Source organism: Streptomyces parvulus (assembly GCF_014648855.1).
In the GTDB taxonomy this organism is placed as follows: domain Bacteria; phylum Actinomycetota; class Actinomycetes; order Streptomycetales; family Streptomycetaceae; genus Streptomyces; species Streptomyces parvulus.
Window position 1 is genome coordinate 57,421 of the sequence record NZ_BMRX01000011.1, and the last position, 16,056, is coordinate 73,476.

At 73.9% G+C, this 16,056-nt stretch carries 17 protein-coding genes; 13 read left to right on the forward strand and 4 right to left on the reverse strand.

Annotated elements, in window-relative coordinates; genetic code table 11:
• Positions 1-66 precede the first annotated feature (66 nt).
• Both IE108_RS22505 and IE108_RS22510 read left to right on the forward strand, forming a co-directional pair.
• A complete protein-coding gene (locus tag IE108_RS22505) occupies positions 67-756 on the forward strand; it encodes a response regulator transcription factor (RefSeq protein ID WP_064732013.1) in 690 nt (229 codons plus the stop codon).
• A complete protein-coding gene (locus tag IE108_RS22510) occupies positions 753-2,201 on the forward strand; it encodes a sensor histidine kinase (RefSeq protein ID WP_064730355.1) in 1,449 nt (482 codons plus the stop codon). The genes IE108_RS22505 and IE108_RS22510 overlap by 4 nt, the downstream gene beginning before the upstream one ends.
• Before the next feature lies 1 nt (position 2,202).
• On the opposite strand, the gene msrB is transcribed toward IE108_RS22510, so the two are convergent.
• From msrB to IE108_RS22530, 4 genes are all read right to left on the reverse strand, one after another.
• The gene (gene msrB, locus IE108_RS22515) at positions 2,203-2,610 is read right to left on the reverse strand and encodes a peptide-methionine (R)-S-oxide reductase MsrB (protein WP_064730354.1); all 408 of its coding nucleotides are present in this window, start codon (positions 2,608-2,610) and stop codon (positions 2,203-2,205) included.
• 14 nt (positions 2,611-2,624) lie between these two features.
• Positions 2,625-4,022, reverse strand: coding sequence for a UDP-N-acetylmuramate--L-alanine ligase (gene murC, locus IE108_RS22520; protein ID WP_064730353.1), 1,398 nt, complete (start codon positions 4,020-4,022; stop codon positions 2,625-2,627).
• A gap of 72 nt (positions 4,023-4,094) precedes the next feature.
• Positions 4,095-4,568 (reverse strand): indole-3-glycerol phosphate synthase, encoded by a 474-nt coding sequence (locus tag IE108_RS22525; protein ID WP_181849494.1) that lies wholly within the window; start codon positions 4,566-4,568, stop codon positions 4,095-4,097.
• A 215-nt stretch (positions 4,569-4,783) separates the two neighbouring features.
• Positions 4,784-5,575: a pyrimidine reductase family protein gene (locus IE108_RS22530; RefSeq protein ID WP_064730351.1), complete on the reverse strand. Its 792-nt coding sequence runs from the start codon at positions 5,573-5,575 to the stop codon at positions 4,784-4,786.
• 147 nt (positions 5,576-5,722) lie between these two features.
• Between IE108_RS22530 and zapE the strand changes: the two genes are divergently transcribed.
• The 11 genes from zapE to IE108_RS22585 all read left to right on the forward strand — a co-directional run bounded on the left by zapE (position 5,723) and on the right by IE108_RS22585 (position 15,942).
• Positions 5,723-6,835, forward strand: a complete 1,113-nt coding sequence (gene zapE / locus IE108_RS22535) for a cell division protein ZapE (RefSeq protein ID WP_064730350.1) — start codon at positions 5,723-5,725, stop codon at positions 6,833-6,835.
• 197 nt (positions 6,836-7,032) lie between these two features.
• A complete protein-coding gene (locus tag IE108_RS22540; RefSeq protein ID WP_064730349.1) occupies positions 7,033-7,434 on the forward strand; it encodes a hypothetical protein in 402 nt (133 codons plus the stop codon).
• 78 nt (positions 7,435-7,512) lie between these two features.
• Entirely contained in the window at positions 7,513-8,094 is a 582-nt protein-coding gene (locus tag IE108_RS22545; protein WP_064730348.1) for a carbonic anhydrase, read from the forward strand.
• Positions 8,095-8,102: 8 nt separating this feature from the next.
• The gene (locus IE108_RS22550; RefSeq protein WP_064732012.1) at positions 8,103-9,584 is read left to right on the forward strand and encodes a SulP family inorganic anion transporter; all 1,482 of its coding nucleotides are present in this window, start codon (positions 8,103-8,105) and stop codon (positions 9,582-9,584) included.
• A 132-nt stretch (positions 9,585-9,716) separates the two neighbouring features.
• Positions 9,717-10,493 (forward strand): slipin family protein, encoded by a 777-nt coding sequence (locus tag IE108_RS22555; protein WP_064730347.1) that lies wholly within the window; start codon positions 9,717-9,719, stop codon positions 10,491-10,493.
• Between the two features lie 90 nt (positions 10,494-10,583).
• Positions 10,584-11,966 (forward strand): PhoX family protein, encoded by a 1,383-nt coding sequence (locus IE108_RS22560; protein WP_064730346.1) that lies wholly within the window; start codon positions 10,584-10,586, stop codon positions 11,964-11,966.
• Positions 11,967-12,043: 77 nt separating this feature from the next.
• Positions 12,044-12,901 (forward strand): polysaccharide deacetylase family protein, encoded by an 858-nt coding sequence (locus tag IE108_RS22565; protein ID WP_064730345.1) that lies wholly within the window; start codon positions 12,044-12,046, stop codon positions 12,899-12,901.
• Positions 12,902-12,919: 18 nt separating this feature from the next.
• A complete protein-coding gene (locus IE108_RS22570) occupies positions 12,920-13,117 on the forward strand; it encodes a hypothetical protein (protein WP_064730344.1) in 198 nt (65 codons plus the stop codon).
• 25 nt (positions 13,118-13,142) lie between these two features.
• The gene (locus tag IE108_RS22575) at positions 13,143-13,868 is read left to right on the forward strand and encodes a peptidyl-tRNA hydrolase (RefSeq protein ID WP_064730343.1); all 726 of its coding nucleotides are present in this window, start codon (positions 13,143-13,145) and stop codon (positions 13,866-13,868) included.
• Between the two features lie 54 nt (positions 13,869-13,922).
• Positions 13,923-14,495, forward strand: a complete 573-nt coding sequence (locus tag IE108_RS22580) for a GNAT family N-acetyltransferase (RefSeq protein WP_064730342.1) — start codon at positions 13,923-13,925, stop codon at positions 14,493-14,495.
• 112 nt (positions 14,496-14,607) lie between these two features.
• Positions 14,608-15,942: an MbnB/TglH/ChrH family RiPP precursor modification enzyme gene (locus tag IE108_RS22585; RefSeq protein ID WP_064730341.1), complete on the forward strand. Its 1,335-nt coding sequence runs from the start codon at positions 14,608-14,610 to the stop codon at positions 15,940-15,942.
• Positions 15,943-16,056 lie beyond the last annotated feature (114 nt).

Here is a 16,056-nt window from a genome sequence, read left to right on the forward strand (position 1 = left end):
GTCAGCCGGCCTGATCCAAACGACAGACCCTAGGGCCGCGGGCGCCCCGTGGCGCAGTATGTGCGGGTGGACAAAGTGCGACTCCTCGTCGTGGACGACGACCCGCCCATCGCCGACCTCGTGGCCACGGTCGCGCGCTACGAGGGGTGGGAGGCGGTCACCGCGAACACCGGTGAGCAGGCGCTGCGGCTGGCCGCCGGGTTCCGTCCGGACATCGTGGTGCTCGACCTGATGCTGCCGGACGTCGACGGCTTCGGCGTCCTGGACCGGCTGCGCGGCGCGGGCGCGACGGTGCCGGTGGTGTTCCTGACGGCACGCGACGGTGTGGCCGACCGGGTGGCGGGGCTGACCCGGGGCGGCGACGACTACCTGGTCAAGCCCTTCGCGGTGGAGGAGCTGATGGCCCGGCTGCGGACCGTGCTGCGGCGCAGCGCCGGGCCGGGGTCCCCGCGGTCGGTGCTGCGGGTGGCGGACCTGGAGGTGGACGAGGACACGCGCGAGGTGCGCCGCGGCGGGCGGCGGCTGTCGCTGACGCCGACGGAGTTCGAGGTGCTGCGCTATCTGATGCGCAGGTCGCCGTCCGTGCTGACGAAGGCGCAGATCCTCGACCACGTCTGGGAGTACGGCTTCGGCGGCCGGTCCAACGTCGTCGAGCTGGTCGTCAGCCGGCTGCGGCGCAAGCTGGACGACACGGGTGAGCCGCTGATCCGGACGGTGCGGGGCTTCGGGTACGCGATCCGGGAGACGTCCGGGTGATACGGCGTGGGTGGCGCGCCTACCGGGGGCTGCGGCTCGGGACGCGGCTGGCGCTGGGGCTCGGGGTGCTGTCGCTGGTGGTGTTCGCCGTGGTCGGCACCGTACTGACGGCGTACATGAGGGACTACCTGGAGCGGCAGCTCGCCGACCAGATGAAGCTGGTGCAGATCGTGCAGTCCAAGGACGCGGCGGCGCACGGCACGGTCCGGCGCAAGCCGTACTACGGCTGGTACACGGCCGTGTACGACGTCTCGGCCGGTTCGGCCGACCTGCGTACGCCCGCCGAGGTGCCGGCCGACAGCCGGGCCCTGACCGACCTGGCGCGGACGATGGCCCGCTCCGAGGAGGACCTCACCCGCACCGTGCGGATCGGCGGGCACGGCCCCTACCTGCTGCGCGCCTGCGAGGTGGAGCCCGGTGTGGTGCTGGTCAGCGCGGCGCCCCTGGGGGACGTCGAGGACACCGTCGACCGGCTGGTCACGGTGCAGGTCGTGGCCTTCGGGCTGGCGCTGCTGGCCCTGGTGGTGCTCGGGCGGCGGATGCTGCGGCGCGGGCTGAAGCCGCTGAGCGACATGGCGAGCACGGCGCACGGCATCGCCTCGCACGACCTGACCGAGTCGGCGGCCCGGCTGACGCTGCGGGACGGCGGCCGGGACGGCGGGCAGGAGGTGGCGGAGCTGCGGACGGCGTTCAACACGATGCTGGAGCACATCGACGCGTCGCTGGCGGTGCGGGCCGAGGCGGAGCGGCGGCTGCGCCGGTTCGTCGCCGACGCCTCGCACGAGCTGCGCACTCCGCTGATGTCGGTGCGGGGATACGCCGACCTGTTCCAGTACGCGGCGGCCAACGAGCCCGCGGAACGGGAGCGGCACCTGGCCCGGCTGCGGGCGGAGGCGGCCCGGATGGGGGTGCTCCTCGACGACCTGCTGCTGCTCGCCCGGCTGGACGCGGACGAGGTGGAGGCGCCGCTGCGGTGCCGGGAGACGGATCTGACGGAGCTGGTGCGGCAGGCCGCGGACGCCTTCCGCGCCGGCCGTCCGGACCATCCGCTGACGGTGCGCACGGGCGGTGCGGTGGTGAAACTGCGGCTCGACCCGCAGCGGATCCGGCAGGTGATCGACAACCTGCTGACCAACGCGGCCGTGCACACCCCGCCCGGCACGGCGGTGACGGTCACCGTCTCCGGCGGGGCGGACGCGGCCCGGGTGGCGGTGGCCGACGCGGGGCCGGGCATCCCGGCGGCGGACCGGGAACGGATCTTCGACCGCTTCTACCGCGTCGACAAGGCCCGCAGCCGCGACCGGGGCGGCAGCGGGCTGGGCCTGTCCGTCGCCGCCTCGCTGGTGCGCGCGCACGGCGGCACGGTCGAGGTGGACGGCGAGCCGGGCGCGACGGTGTTCACCGTGACGCTCCCGGCCGCCCGTGACGCGTCCGCCGCCCGGTGACTCAGTCCTCGGCGGGCGTGAGCCGCAGCGAGATGCTGTTGATGCAGTACCGCTGGTCGGTCGGGGTCGGGTAACCCTCGCCCTGGAAGACGTGCCCGAGGTGCGAGCCGCAGCGGGCGCAGCGCACCTCGGTGCGGACCATCCCGTGCGAGCGGTCCTCGATCAGCTCGACCGCGTCGGTGTCCTTCGGGTCGAAGAAGGACGGCCAGCCGCAGTGCGACTCGAACTTGGTGGTGGAGGTGAACAGGTCCGCGCCGCAGGCCCGGCAGGAGTAGACGCCCTCGGTCTTGGTGTCGGTGTACTCACCGGTGAAGGCCGGTTCGGTGCCGGCCTGGCGCAGCACGGCGTACTCGGCCGGGGCCAGCTCCGCGCGCCACTGCTCGTCCGGCTTCTCGACGTCGTACGACATGAGTCCTCAGCCCCTTACTTTCCGGTGCTCGACAGCTGGTCCAGGATGCGCGGTCCGAGGTCGGTGACGTCGCCCGCGCCCATGGTGAGAACGAGATCACCGGCCTTCGCCATTCCCGCGACCACCGCGGGCGCCCCGGCCTTGTCGTGGACCGGGGTGACGTCGGCGCCGGCGGCCCGGGCGGCCTCGATGATCAGGTCGCTGGTGATGCCCGGGATCGGGTCCTCGCGGGCCGGGTAGATGTCCAGGACGACCGAGGCGTCCGCCAGGGCCAGGGCCTGGCCCATCTCCTTGCCCAGCTCCTGGGTGCGGGAGAAGAGGTGCGGCTGGAAGAGGACCAGGATGCGGGCGTCGCCGACCGCGGCGCGCATCGCCTCCAGGTCGGCCGTCATCTCGGTGGGGTGGTGCGCGTAGGAGTCGACGACCTGGACACCGGCCGCCTCGCCCTTGAGCTGGAGCCGCCGCTTGACGCCGGTGTAGGCGGCCAGGGCGGGGGCCAGCTCGGCGGCGGGGATGCCGAGGGCGGCGCCCGCGGCGAGGGCGGCGACGGCGTTGTGGGCGTAGTGGCGGCCGGGGACGGAGACCGCGAAGGTCAGCTCCGTGCCGTCCAGCACCACCGTGACCTCGCTCTTCAGGCCCTGCGGGACGACCGACAGGATGCGCACGTCGGCGTCCTCGGACTCCCCGTAGGTGACGGTCCGCACCTTGCCCGCCAGGCGCCGGGTCAGCTCCCGGGCGCCCTGCTGGTCGGCCGCGATCACCAGGGTGCCGCCGGGGACGATCCGGTCGGCGAAGGTCTCGAAGGACTCGTAGATCTCGTCCATCGAGGCGTAGTTGGCGTGGTGGTCCAGCTCGACGTTGAGGACGATGGCGACCTCGGGGGCGTACTTGTGGAAGCTGCGGTCGCTCTCGTCGGCCTCGGCGACGAAGATCTCGCCCTCGCCGTGCAGGGCGTTGGAGCCGGGGGCGTCCAGGTCGCCGCCGATGGCGTAGGACGGGCCGAGGCCCAGCTCGGTCAGGGAGACCGCCAGCATCGACGTGGTCGTGGTCTTGCCGTGGGTGCCGGCGACCGCGATCGGGCGCAGGCCGTTCATCAGCGCGGCGAGCGCGTCGGAGCGGTGCACGACCGGGACGCCCAGCTCGGCGGCGCGGGCCAGCTCCGGGTTGTCCGGGCGGATCGCGGAGGACACGACGACGCAGCTCGCGTCGTCGTCGAGGTGCTCGGCGGCGTGCCCGATACGGACGGTCGCGCCCAGGGCGCGCAGGGCCGCGGCGGTCTCGGAGTCCTTGGCGTCGCTGCCCGCCACCCGGGCGCCGCGCTGGGCGAGGATCTTGGCGATGCCCGACATTCCGGCGCCGCCGATGCCGATGAAGTGCGGTCGGTCCATGGCGGTAGGAAGGCCGGGTGCCATGCGCTGTTCTCCCCAGGGTGCGGCGGTGGTCTGCTGGTGGGCGCGCCCCCTGGGCGGGGGCGCGGCACCAGCCTATGCCTTGCTGTGGGAGAACAGTTTCAGGACGGGTACGCCGACCTTGTGCCGGGCCCGGGAGGCCCAGTCGCGGTGGAAGAACTCCTCCACGTAGTGCGGGTCCGTGAGGACGATCACCTCGTCGGCGCCGATCTCCAGGACCAGGGACTTCAGCTCGTCCAGCGGGTGGTCCTCGATCAGCCGGCCCTCGGCCTCGGCGCCGGAGGCGCGCAGGGCGGTGAGGGAGACCTCCAGGGCCCGCCGGCCGACGCTCTGCGCGTCGTCGCCCTCGGGCGTCTCACCCTCACGGACGGCGTCGTCCAGTTCGCCGAGGGCGACGTCGTCGATCGCTCTCAGCAGCCTGTCGGCCTGATCGCCGCGCGGCTGGAGCAGCACGTGGAAGGCGACACTCTCCTCGCCGTGCAAGGTGGTGACGAACTCCACGTCGGCGGACGTCAGGGCCTTCTCGATCATCAAAACGCTTGTGAACACCAGGCGCCCCTTCTCCTTCGAGGGCCCCTTGCGGGCCCACCCTCCGTAGGCCGTACCGGACCCTGCGGAAACCATCCTGCCCCGTGATCGCACGGGTACTGCCGGAATCAGTGTGCCCGGCGCGGACTAAACGGAACGAGAGGTTCCGCCGATTCCCGGAGGGACGGTACCGACCGAACCCGTGTCCGGTCGCCGTCGCCTGCCCGGGACGGGCCCTAGTCGCGCCGGTACCGGCTGAAGAGGAAACCTTCCTCCTCCAGGAGGGACGCCAGTGCGAACCGCCGGGGCACGGTCAGCGGGGGCCCGCCCGCGATCCGCTGGGCGTCACCCGCGGTGAGCATCGGGGAGACGGTCAGACACAGCTCGTCGAGGACACCGGCGGCCACGAACTGGCCCAGCAGCCGCGGGCCGCCCTCGGTCAGCAGCCGGGTGTGTCCGAGGCCGGCGAGGGCGCGCACGGCCCGGGCGGGGTCGACGCCCGTGCCGTCTCCGGCGATCACGACCCGCGCGCCCGCCTTCTCGGCGGCCGTGACGCGGTCCTGGGGCGCCGCGGCCCCGGTCAGGACCAGGGTGGGGACCAGCGGGGAGGTGAACAGCGGCAGGGAGAAGTCCAGCTCCAGACTCGCGCTGACCACCGCCACCGCCGGCACCGGCGATTGCCCGGCCGCCCGCCGCGCCTCGGCGAACTCCGCACGCGCGCGTGCGGGCCGGTAGCCCTCCTGCCGTACGGTCTCGGCGCCGGCGACCACCACGTCGGCCAGGGCGCGCAGGGTGCCGAAGACGCGCATGTCGGCCGCGCTGGAGATGGGCTGGGAGCGCCCGTCGTGCTGGGCGGCGCCGTCGAGGGTGGACACCATGTTGGCCCGCAGCCACGCCCCGCGCGGCCCGTCCGGCGCGGGATAGGCGTAGGCCTGCGCCAGCTCGGCCAGGCTCCACTCCCGGTCACCCCCGTCGGGGTCCGGGCCGGAGCCGGCCGTCGGGTCGATCACAGGGAACAGACGTCGCATGCGGTGCAGTGTTCCACGGGCCACGGGGGCGGACACGCGGGGCCGCGGTCACTCCGGTCCCGGGCCGCTCGCGCCCCGGCCCCGGCGCGGGCGGGCAGCCCGGCGCGTGCCCCGGCGGCCGGTGTGCAGGGCCTACCATGGACCACCGTGTCGCCCTCCTCCTCCGCCGCCGGTCCCGGGTCCACCCCGATAGCCGGGGCCGATCCCCTGTCCCTGTGCGCCCGTGAACCGCATGTGCCCGCCGACCGCCTGGTCGCCGAGATGGTGCCGCCGCCGCGGTTCGACTCGGTCCGGTTCGGGACCTACGTGCCGGACCCGGACCAGCCCAGCCAGCACGAGGCCGTACGGGTCCTGGAGGAGTTCGCCACCGGGCTGGGCACGGACCCCGGCGCGTCGGGCGGCCGGCGCGGCTTCCTCGGGTTCGGGCGGAGCAGGGCGCCGAAGACGCCGGCCGGCCCCCGCGGCGTCTACCTCGACGGCGGTTACGGCGTCGGCAAGACCCACCTGCTGGCGTCCCTGTGGCACGCCACCCCCGCCGAACCCTCCCGGAAGGCCTTCGGCACCTTCGTCGAGCTGACCAACCTCGTCGGCGCCCTCGGCTTCCAGCAGACCGTGCGGACCCTCTCCGGGCACCGCCTCCTGTGCATCGACGAGTTCGAGCTGGACGACCCCGGCGACACCGTCCTGGTCTCCAGCCTGCTCGCCCGGCTGGTCGAGGCCGGCGTGGCGCTCGCCGCCACCTCGAACACCCTGCCCGGCAAGCTCGGCGAGGGACGCTTCGCGGCGGTGGACTTCCTGCGCGAGATCCAGGGCCTGTCCGCCCACTTCCGCACCCTGCGCATCGACGGCGAGGACTACCGCCACCGCGGCCTGCCGGAGGCCCCGGCGCCGCACACCGACGAGCAGGTCACCCGGGCGGCGCGGGCCACCGCGGGCGCCTCGCTCGACGACTTCGGCGCGCTCCTCGACCACCTCGCCCGCGTCCACCCCAGCCGCTACGGCGCCCTCACCGACGACCTCGCCGCGGTGTGCCTCACCGGGGTGCGCCCGGTGCCGGACCAGTCGACGGCGCTGCGCCTGGTCGTGCTCGCGGACCGGCTCTACGACCGCGAGGTGCCCGTCCTCGCCTCCGGGCTGCCCTTCGACCAGCTCTTCGGTGAGGACATGCTGAAGGGCGGCTACCGCAAGAAGTACTTCCGGGCGATCTCCCGGCTCACCGCGCTGGCCCGGGACGCCGCGCACCTGGTCGAAGCCCCCTAGGAGCGGCCCGATCGCGCCAACCCACCCGCGATTTTCAGGCTCTCTTCAGCTCGTAACGCTACGTTAACCCTGCAAAGCTCTTTGCAGGGTTAACGTGTTTCTTGACCACGCATTGACCATGCGTTGACCAAGCGATGACCGTGCACCGACCATGCACCTGGACACATCGAAGGCGTGAATCGCCTGGAGGGGGGCGCATGTTGCGCGAAGCGACGGCGCGGGCGCGCATTCCGTTCCCGGCCGCCGTCCTGCTCGCCCTCCTCCTCTTCGCTCCGGCCGCGTCCTTCGCATTCGCGCATACGGGCCGTGATGCCATGGCCAACGCCCACCCCGGAACCACCCTCTCCGGCACGGCGTCGCACGAAGAGCGGGCCACCTGCCACGACCACGGCCGCTCCGGCAACCCCCACGGCCCCGCTCCCCTCCGCGACCGGCACCGCACCACCGGCGCGCCCCAGTCCGAGGCCCCCGCGGGCCCGCTCGCCCGTCCGCGCCCCGCGGTCCCGCCGGTCACGGCGGCGCCCGGCCGCGCGGCCGACGGCGGGTCGAGACCCCCGACGGACCACTCCCCGGCGGCACTTCAGGTCTTCCGCTGCTGAGGGGCGGCCGGCACATCCCCCACCTCTGCCCCACCCGTCCGACGCGCCCCCACTGCGCGCCAGGAGGAAACCCGCATCATGCAACCCCTCATCGACAACGCCCGCCGGTTCGGACAGCGCCCTGAGGAGTTCGCCGGGCACGCCGAAGGCCAGTCGCCCGAAGTACTGTTCATCACCTGCTCCGACTCCCGGGTCGTCCCCGCCCTGATCACGGGCGCCCGCCCGGGCCGGCTCTTCGAGCTGCGCACCGCGGGCAGCATCGTCCCCGTCCACGGCACCGGCCACCCCTCCGGCGAGGCCGCCACCATCGAGTACGCCGTCACGGTGCTCGGCGTGAGCGACATCGTGGTCTGCGGCCACTCGCACTGCGGCGCCGTCGGCGCCCTGGTACGCGGCGACGACCTGACCGCCGTACCGGCCGTGCGCGACTGGCTGGCGTACGCCGCCGACGAGCCGAAGCCCTGCGACGCCACCGACCCGGCCGTCGCACAAGCCGTGCAGAACCACGTCCTGACGCAGCTGCTGCGCCTGCGCTCCCACCCCTGCGTGGAGCGGCGCCTGACGGAGGGACGGCTGCGGCTGCACGGCTGGTACTACGAGGTCCACACCGGTGCCGTACGCCAACACGACGCGGACACCGACGCGTTCGAGACGCTGTGAGCGCCGGCATGACGTGGATATCCAAGTTCCCCCATCTGCGGCAGGACTTCACGTCCTCGCTCGTCGTGTTCCTGGTCGCGCTCCCGCTGTGCGTGGGCGTGGCCGTCGCCTCCGGCGTCCCGGCCGAACTCGGCCTGGTCACCGGCATCGTGGGCGGCCTGGTCACCGGACTCCTGCCGGGCAGCAGCCTCCAGGTGTCCGGCCCGGCCGCCGGCCTGACCGTGCTCGTCTTCGGCGCGGTCGACCAGTACGGCCTGCCGGCGCTCGGCGTGATCGTGCTGGCCTGCGGCCTCATCCAGCTCGCGATGGGCGCCCTGCGGCTGGGGCGCTGGTTCCGGGCCATCTCCCTGTCGGTCGTCGAGGGCATGCTGGCCGGGATCGGCCTCGTGCTCATCGCGGGCCAGCTCTACTCGGCGGCCGGTCTCGACGCGCCCGCCTCGGGCCTCGACAAGATCACCGGGCTGCCCGGTGCCGCCGCCGACGCGGTGGGCAGCTCCCAGGCGCTCACCTCGCTCGCCCTCGGCGCCGGCACCGTCGCCGTGATGGTGCTGTGGAAGCGGCTGCCGAAGCGGGCGCAGACCGTGCCCGGCGCGCTGGCCGCGGTCGTCCTGGCCACGACCGTCACGGCGGTCCTCGGCCTCTCGGTGGCGACGGTCGAGGTCAACGGCCTGCTGGACTCCGTCCAGCCGCCCGGCGCCGACGCCTTCGGCGGGCTCGCCGACGTCGGACTGCTCGGCACCATCGTCGCCTTCACCCTGATCGCGTCGGCGGAGAGCCTGTTCAGCGCCGCGGCGGTGGACCGCCTGCACGACGGGCCGCGCACCGAGTACAACAAGGAGCTGATGGCCCAGGGCGCCGGCAACACGGTGTGCGGGGTGCTCGGCGCGCTGCCGATGACGGCGGTCATCGTGCGCAGCTCCGCCAACGTCAGCGCCGGGGCGCGCACCAAGGCGTCGCGGGTGCTGCACGGCGTGTGGCTGCTGCTGTTCGCCGCGCTGCTGCCGTCCGCGCTGGCGCTGATCCCGCTGCCCGCGCTGGCCGGCATCCTGGTGCACGCGGGGTGGAAGCTGATCCCGTTCCGCGGCGTCGTGGCGCTGTGGCGGGGCCACCGGGGCGAGGCGCTGATCCTGGTGGTCACGGCCGTGTCGATCGTCGCGGTGAACATGTTCGAGGGCGTGCTGATCGGCCTGGCCCTGTCCGTGGCCAAGACCGCCTGGGAGGCCTCGCACCTCAAGCTGGAGATCGTCGACAAGGGCGCGGGACCGGTCCAGGCCCATCTGTCGGGCAACGCGACCTTCCTGCGGCTGCCGAAGATCCTGGAGAGCCTGGAGTCGCTGCCGCAGGACCGGCCGGTCGAGCTGGACCTGTCCGGACTGCACCACCTGGACCACGCCTGCCGCACGGCCCTGGAGAACTGGGCCGAACGGCACAGCGCCGCCGGCACGGACCCGGTGAAGGTCACGGATCCGCCGAAGGCGGTGTCGGTCTAGCGGCGCCCGCACGGCCGCACCTCCGCGGATGCCCGGCCCGGGGCCATGGCCCCGGGCCGGGCATCGGGAATATCGTGGCAGGAGCAGACGAATCGGACCTCTGTGCGAGGACCGCTGCGTGAGGAGGCCGTCATGCTCCAGGAGCTCCTGACCGCGGCCGCCGCCGTCGGCAGTGCCGGGGTGGTCTACGTCGCCTCGGCGGCGCGGGTCGTCAAGCAGTACGAGCGGGGGGTCGTCTTCCGCCTCGGGCGGCTCGCCGGCGAGGTGCGCGAACCCGGGTTCACCCTGGTGGTGCCGGTCGTGGACCGGCTGCACAAGGTGAACATGCAGATCGTCACGCTGCCGGTGCCCGCCCAGGAGGGCATCACCCGTGACAACGTCACCGTGCGGGTGGACGCGGTGGTGTACTTCAAGGTGATCGACGCGGCGAGCGCGCTGGTCCGGGTCGAGGACTACCGGTTCGCCGTCTCGCAGATGGCGCAGACGTCACTGCGCTCGATCATCGGCAAGAGCGATCTCGACGACCTGCTCTCCGACCGCGAGAAGCTGAACCAGGGCCTAGAGCTGATGATCGACAGCCCGGCGGTCGGCTGGGGCGTGCAGATCGACCGGGTCGAGATCAAGGACGTGTCCCTGCCGGACACCATGAAGCGCTCGATGGCCCGGCAGGCCGAGGCCGACCGGGAGCGCCGGGCCCGGGTCATCAACGCCGACGCCGAACTGCAGGCCTCCAAGGTTCTCGCGGAGGCGGCGCGGGAGATGTCCGAGACCCCCGCGGCCCTGCAACTGCGTCTGCTCCAGACGGTCGTGGCGGTGGCCGCGGAGAAGAACTCGACCCTCGTGCTGCCCTTCCCGGTGGAGCTGCTGAGGTTCCTGGAGAAGGCCCAGGAGCACCCCGTGGAGCAGTGACACGTGCTACGCGCGTGGTTCCCGGGACTCCGCGCAGGTGATAGACACGGCGGGTCACAGTCCTGTCCGCCAGCAGGAAGGTTTCCCCCCATGACCATGTCCAGCAACGAGGCGACCCGCCGCCAGGTACTCGCCCGCACGGGCGCCCTGGGCGCGGGCATCGCCTTCACCGGAGCGCTCTCCGAACTCTTCGCCGGCACCGCCGCCGCGCAGTCCCTGGGCCACACCGGCTACGGGCCCCTGGTCCCCGACCCCGACGGCCTGCTCGACCTGCCCCGGGGCTTCCGCTACCGGGTGCTGTCCCGCGAGGGCGACCGGCTGCGCTCGGGCGAGGGCCCGGTGCCGTCCAACCACGACGGGATGTCCGCCTTCCCCGCCCGCAGCGGCGGCGTCCATCTGGTCCGCAACCACGAGAACCGCGCCGACGGCCGCGTCCCGGTCCCGACGGTCGAGGGCCTGACCTACGACCCCGAGGGCAAGGGCGGCTGTACGGCGCTGACGCTGGACTCCCGCAACCGCGTGCTGTCCGAGCGGGTCGCGATCGCCGGCACCGCGGTCAACTGCGCGGGCGGCCCCACGCCCTGGCACACCTGGCTGACCTGCGAGGAGACCGAGGACAAGGCCGGCACCAACGGCTACACCAAGGACCACGGCTTCATCTTCGAGGTCGACCCGGCCGACCCGCACCGCACCGGCGCGGTGCCGCTGACCGCGATGGGCCGCTTCCAGCACGAGGCGATCGCCGTCGATCCCCGGCGCGGCGTCGTGTACGAGACGGAGGACGCCTTCGAGCGGCCGTTCGGGCTCTTCTACCGTTTCCTGCCCCGGAAGCCGCTCGGCGGCAGGGGTTCGCTGCGGGCGGGCGGCAGGCTCCAGGCGATGCGGGTCCCGGGCGTGCCCGACCTCTCCTCGATCCAGGAGACGGGCGCCGCCTTCGACGGCGTCGAGTGGGTGGACGTGCCCGACCCGCTGGCCGCCGGGACGCCCATCCGCTTCCAGGACTTCGGCCGGGGCGGCATCACCCACGCGCAGAAGCTGGAGGGCTGCTACTGGGGCGGGGAGTGCGTGTACTTCGTGTCGTCCTTCGCCCACAGCGACGAGGGATCGGCCGCCGACCACTACGGGCAGATCTGGCGCTACGACCCCGAACGGCGCCGTCTGACCCTGGTGATCGTCTTCGGTCCGGACACCGACGTGCAACTGCCGGGCGAGTCCCCGGACAACATCTGCCTGGCACCCAGCGGCGGGCTCATGGTGTGCGAGGACGGCGGGGGCGCCCAGCACGTCTTCGGCGTGACCCGGCGCGGCGAGGTGTACGCGATGGCGCGGGGCGCCCAGAACATCGGGACGCCTCAGGAGCCGGAGTGGGGCGAGTTCGCGGGGGTCACCTTCTCCCCCGACGGCGACACGATGTACGTCAACTGCTACACGCCCGGCACCACGTTCGCGGTCACGGGCCCCTGGCGCCGGTAGGCCCGGGAGGGTGACCCTCGGGGCACGTCGCGCCCCATAGTCGTACAAACAGAACAACACACTCATACGTTCGTACGGTGATCACTCTCGTACGACGTGCCGCCGCCCTCTGCGTGCTGGGCGCCGCCCTCGCCGCCTGCGGGACCTCCGGGCCCGCGCAGGCGCCGCGGCCGGCGTCCGGCACGCCCTCCGCCGCCCCCGCGAAGCCGGCTCCCTCCCGGCCCCCGACGCTCGCGCCCGGCCCCGCCGGCCTGACCCCGGTCTTCGAGCACGGGCCGCGCACCGCGGGCAAGACCGTCGCGCTCACCTTCGACGCCGACATGACCGCCGACCAGGGGCCCAGGGCCGCCTCGGGGGAACGCTTCGACAACCCCGGGCTGATCTCGACACTGCGGCGGCTGGAGGTACCGGCCACGGTGTTCATGACCGGGCGGTGGGCCGAGGAGTACCCGGACGAGGCCCGGTCCATCGGGCGTGACCCCCGGTTCGAGATCGCCAACCACTCCTACAGCCACTACGCCTACACCGACGACTGCTACGGACTGCCCACCGTGTCCCGGGAGCGGATGCGCTCGGACCTGGAGCGGGCCTACACGGCCTTCCGCAAGGCCGGGGTGCCGGACGCGATGCCGTACTTCCGCTTCCCGGGCGGCTGCTACGACCGGGCGGCGCTGAAGGAGCTGACCGCGGCCGGCGTCACCGCCGTGCAGTGGGACGTGGTGAGCGGCGACGCCTTCGCGACGGACGCCGACGCCGTGGCCCGCGAGGTGCTGGACGGGGCGAAGCCGGGATCGGTGGTGGTCATGCACTGCACGCGCAGCGCCGCCCCGGTGACCGAGCGGGCGGTCCGGACGATCGTGCCCGCGCTGCGCGAGCGGGGCTACCGCTTCGTGAAGGTCTCGGAACTGATCGGCGCCGCGAACGGCCGGGCGTGACGCGCCTACGCTGGAGACATGAGCGGCGACGACGAGCAGGGACCGGACGACTACTGCCTGATCGACGCGGCCCGGCCGCCCAAGGCCGACGGGCCGCCCTACGCGGAGTGCGTGCTGTGCCGGGAACCGACGGAGTACCCGGAGTCGTACAAGGGGGTCACCCTCTGCCCGGTCTGCGAGTGGCAGGAGGCCCAGCGGACGGCCTGTTCGGGCTGACCCGCGGGGTTGGCAGACTGGGGGCGTGAGCAACGAAGCGACGACGCCCGTCCCCGACAGCCCCTTCCGCCCCGAGCCGGGCGACCGCGACCTCGCGCCGCAGTTCGTCCTGCCGCTGGTCGTGCGCATCGAGCGGACGGCCCCGCCGGCCCGTACCGACGCGCTGGAGACCGCGGCCCGGGCGGTCCTGGTGCTGCTCGGCGACGAGCGGTCGGCCGGTGACGGCGAGTGGGCGGGGGCGGTGCGGGACTGGCAGGACGCGCGCATCCGCAAGGTGGTGCGCCGGGCGCGCGGCGCCGAGTGGCGGCGGGCCGAGGCGCTGCCCGGCGTCACGGTCGAGGGCGGATCCGCGGAGGTCCGGGTCTTCCCGCCGGTGCCTCTGGACGGCTGGCCGAAGGACCTGGCCCGCCTCCAGGTCTCCGGCACCGACCTCGACGACCCCGAACCGCCGGGCGCGGCCGACCCGGGCGCACCGGTGCTCTGGATGAACCCCGGCCTGGACATGTCGGCGGGCAAGGCCATGGCCCAGGCCGGGCACGGCGCCCAGCTGGCCTGGTGGGAGCTGGACGCGGGCGCGCGGGCGGCGTGGCGTGACGCCGGCTACCCCCTGTCGGTGCGCACCGCCGACCCCGCCCGCTGGGAGGGCCTCACCACGAGCGGCCTGCCGGTGGTCCGGGACGCCGGTTTCACGGAGATCGCCCCGGGCTCGTGCACCGTGGTCGCCGACCATCCGGCACTGCGCCGGGGCTAGGGCCGGCTCTCGATTACGGAGGCGTCCGTCAGCGGCGCGTGCCATCGTGGGGGCATGAGCATCGACGTGCGCCCCGCCTCCGTCTTCGAGGACGTCCGCGCGGTGCTCGGCCCCAAGTCGCCCGACGCCAACGTCTGCTGGTGTCTGAGCTACCGGCTCCCCTCGAAGGTCAACACCGAGCTGCGCGGTCCCGCCCGCGGTGCCCGCGTCGCCGAGCTGTGCCGGTCCGAGCCGCCCCCGGGGGTGCTCGCGTACGACGGCGGGGAGCCGGTCGGCTGGGCCGCGGTGGCGCCGCGCGCGGACACCTCCTTCGCACGCAACCGCAAGATCCCGCACGTGGACGATCTGCCGGTCTGGTCGTTGTGGTGCGTCCGGGTCCGCCCCGGGCACCGCAAGCAGGGCGTCTCGCACGCCCTCATCGCCGGGGCGGTGGACTTCGCCCGCTCGCACGGCGCCCCGGCGATCGAGGCGTACCCCCTCGACAACGGGGACGCCCGGGTCGACCTGACCATGGCGTACGCCGGGCTCCGCGGGAACTTCGAGCGGGCCGGCTTCGTCCACGCCGCCGACACCACGTCCGTGCTGGCCGGGCACCCGCGCGTCCTGATGCGGCTCGACCTGCGCTGAGGGCCGGGTCCGTCCCGAACCTCAGATGTTCCTCTGAAGACGCCCCCGCGCGATTCGCTGCGTGCCGCACGGGTCATACCCCCGTCATACCGACGGGGAGGGAGGGGCGTCCATGCGACTGGGAACCGGCATCGGATGGCGTCCGGAGATCGCGGACACCGTGGAGCGGATGCCCGGCATCGACTGGGTCGAGGCCGTGTCCGAGAACCTCTGCCCCGGGCATCTGCCCGACTCGCTGCTGCGGCTGCGCGAGCGCGGGGTCACCGTCGTGCCGCACGGCGTCTCGCTCGGCCTCGGCGGTGCCGAACGCCCGGACGCCGGACGGCTCAGGGCGCTGGCCGAGCGGGCGGAGGTGCTGGGGTCGCCGCTGGTGACCGAGCACATCGCGTTCGTCCGGGCGGGCGGCCCGCCGACCGCCTCCCCGCACCTGGAGGCCGGGCACCTGCTGCCCGTACCGCGCACCCGGGACGCCCTCGACGTGCTGTGCGAGAACGTGCGCATCGCGCAGGACGCGCTGCCCGTGCCGCTGGCCGTGGAGAACATCGCCGCGCTCGTCGCCTGGCCCGGCGAGGAGATGACGGAGGGGCAGTTCCTGTACGAGCTGGCCGACCGGACCGGCGTGCGGCTGCTGATCGACGTGGCGAACCTGCACACCAACCACGTGAACCTCGGGGCCGACCCGGCGCGGGCGCTCGGCGAACTGCCCCTGGAGGCCATCGCCTACGTCCATGTCGCGGGCGGCTTCGAGCGGGACGGCGTATGGCACGACAGCCACGCCCATCCCGTTCCGCCGCCGGTGCTGGACATCCTCGCCGACCTCGCCTCGCGCATGGCGCCGCCCGGCGTCCTGCTGGAGCGGGACGAGGACTTCCCCGGGGCCGGGGAGCTGGCGGCCGAGGTGGAGTCGATCCGGGGCGCGGTCGCGCGCGGGCGGGCGGCGGCCCGGACCCGGGACGCGGCGGACGCCGGCCGGACCGGTCCCGCGGCGCCGGCGGCCGGGCCCGAGCGGACCGAGGCCGGCCACGGGGCGCGGACGCGGCTCGGTCTGGCGCAGACCGCGCTGCTGTCCGCGCTGGTCGCGGGGGCGCCGGCGCCCGAGGGGTTCGACCGGGTGCGGCTCGGCGTCCAGGCACGGGCGCTCGCGGCGAAGCGGGCGGACATCGTCGCGAAGGTGGCTCCCGAACTGCCGGTGATACTCGGCCCGGCGTACCGCCCCGCGTTCCTCGCCCACGCGCAGGGCTCTCCCATGACCGGCGGCTACCGGCGCGACGCCCTCGACTTCGCGGAGCGGCTGCTCGACGCGGACGACGGGCCCGCGGCCCAGGACGCCGGAGTGCGGCGGGAGTTGCGGGAGTGGTGGCTGGAGCGCTCGGGGCCGGCGCCGCGTTCGAGGCGGCCGGGGGCGCGGTGGGCGCGTGCGACCAGGCGGGTCCTGCTGGGCCGCTGACCCGGTCCCGGCCGGTCCCGGACAACGCCAAACGGAACGTCACATACCCACAACACTGCGTCCCGAAATGTGAACAGGGCATGGCGCCGGCGAAAGCCTTTGGCATAGAAGTAC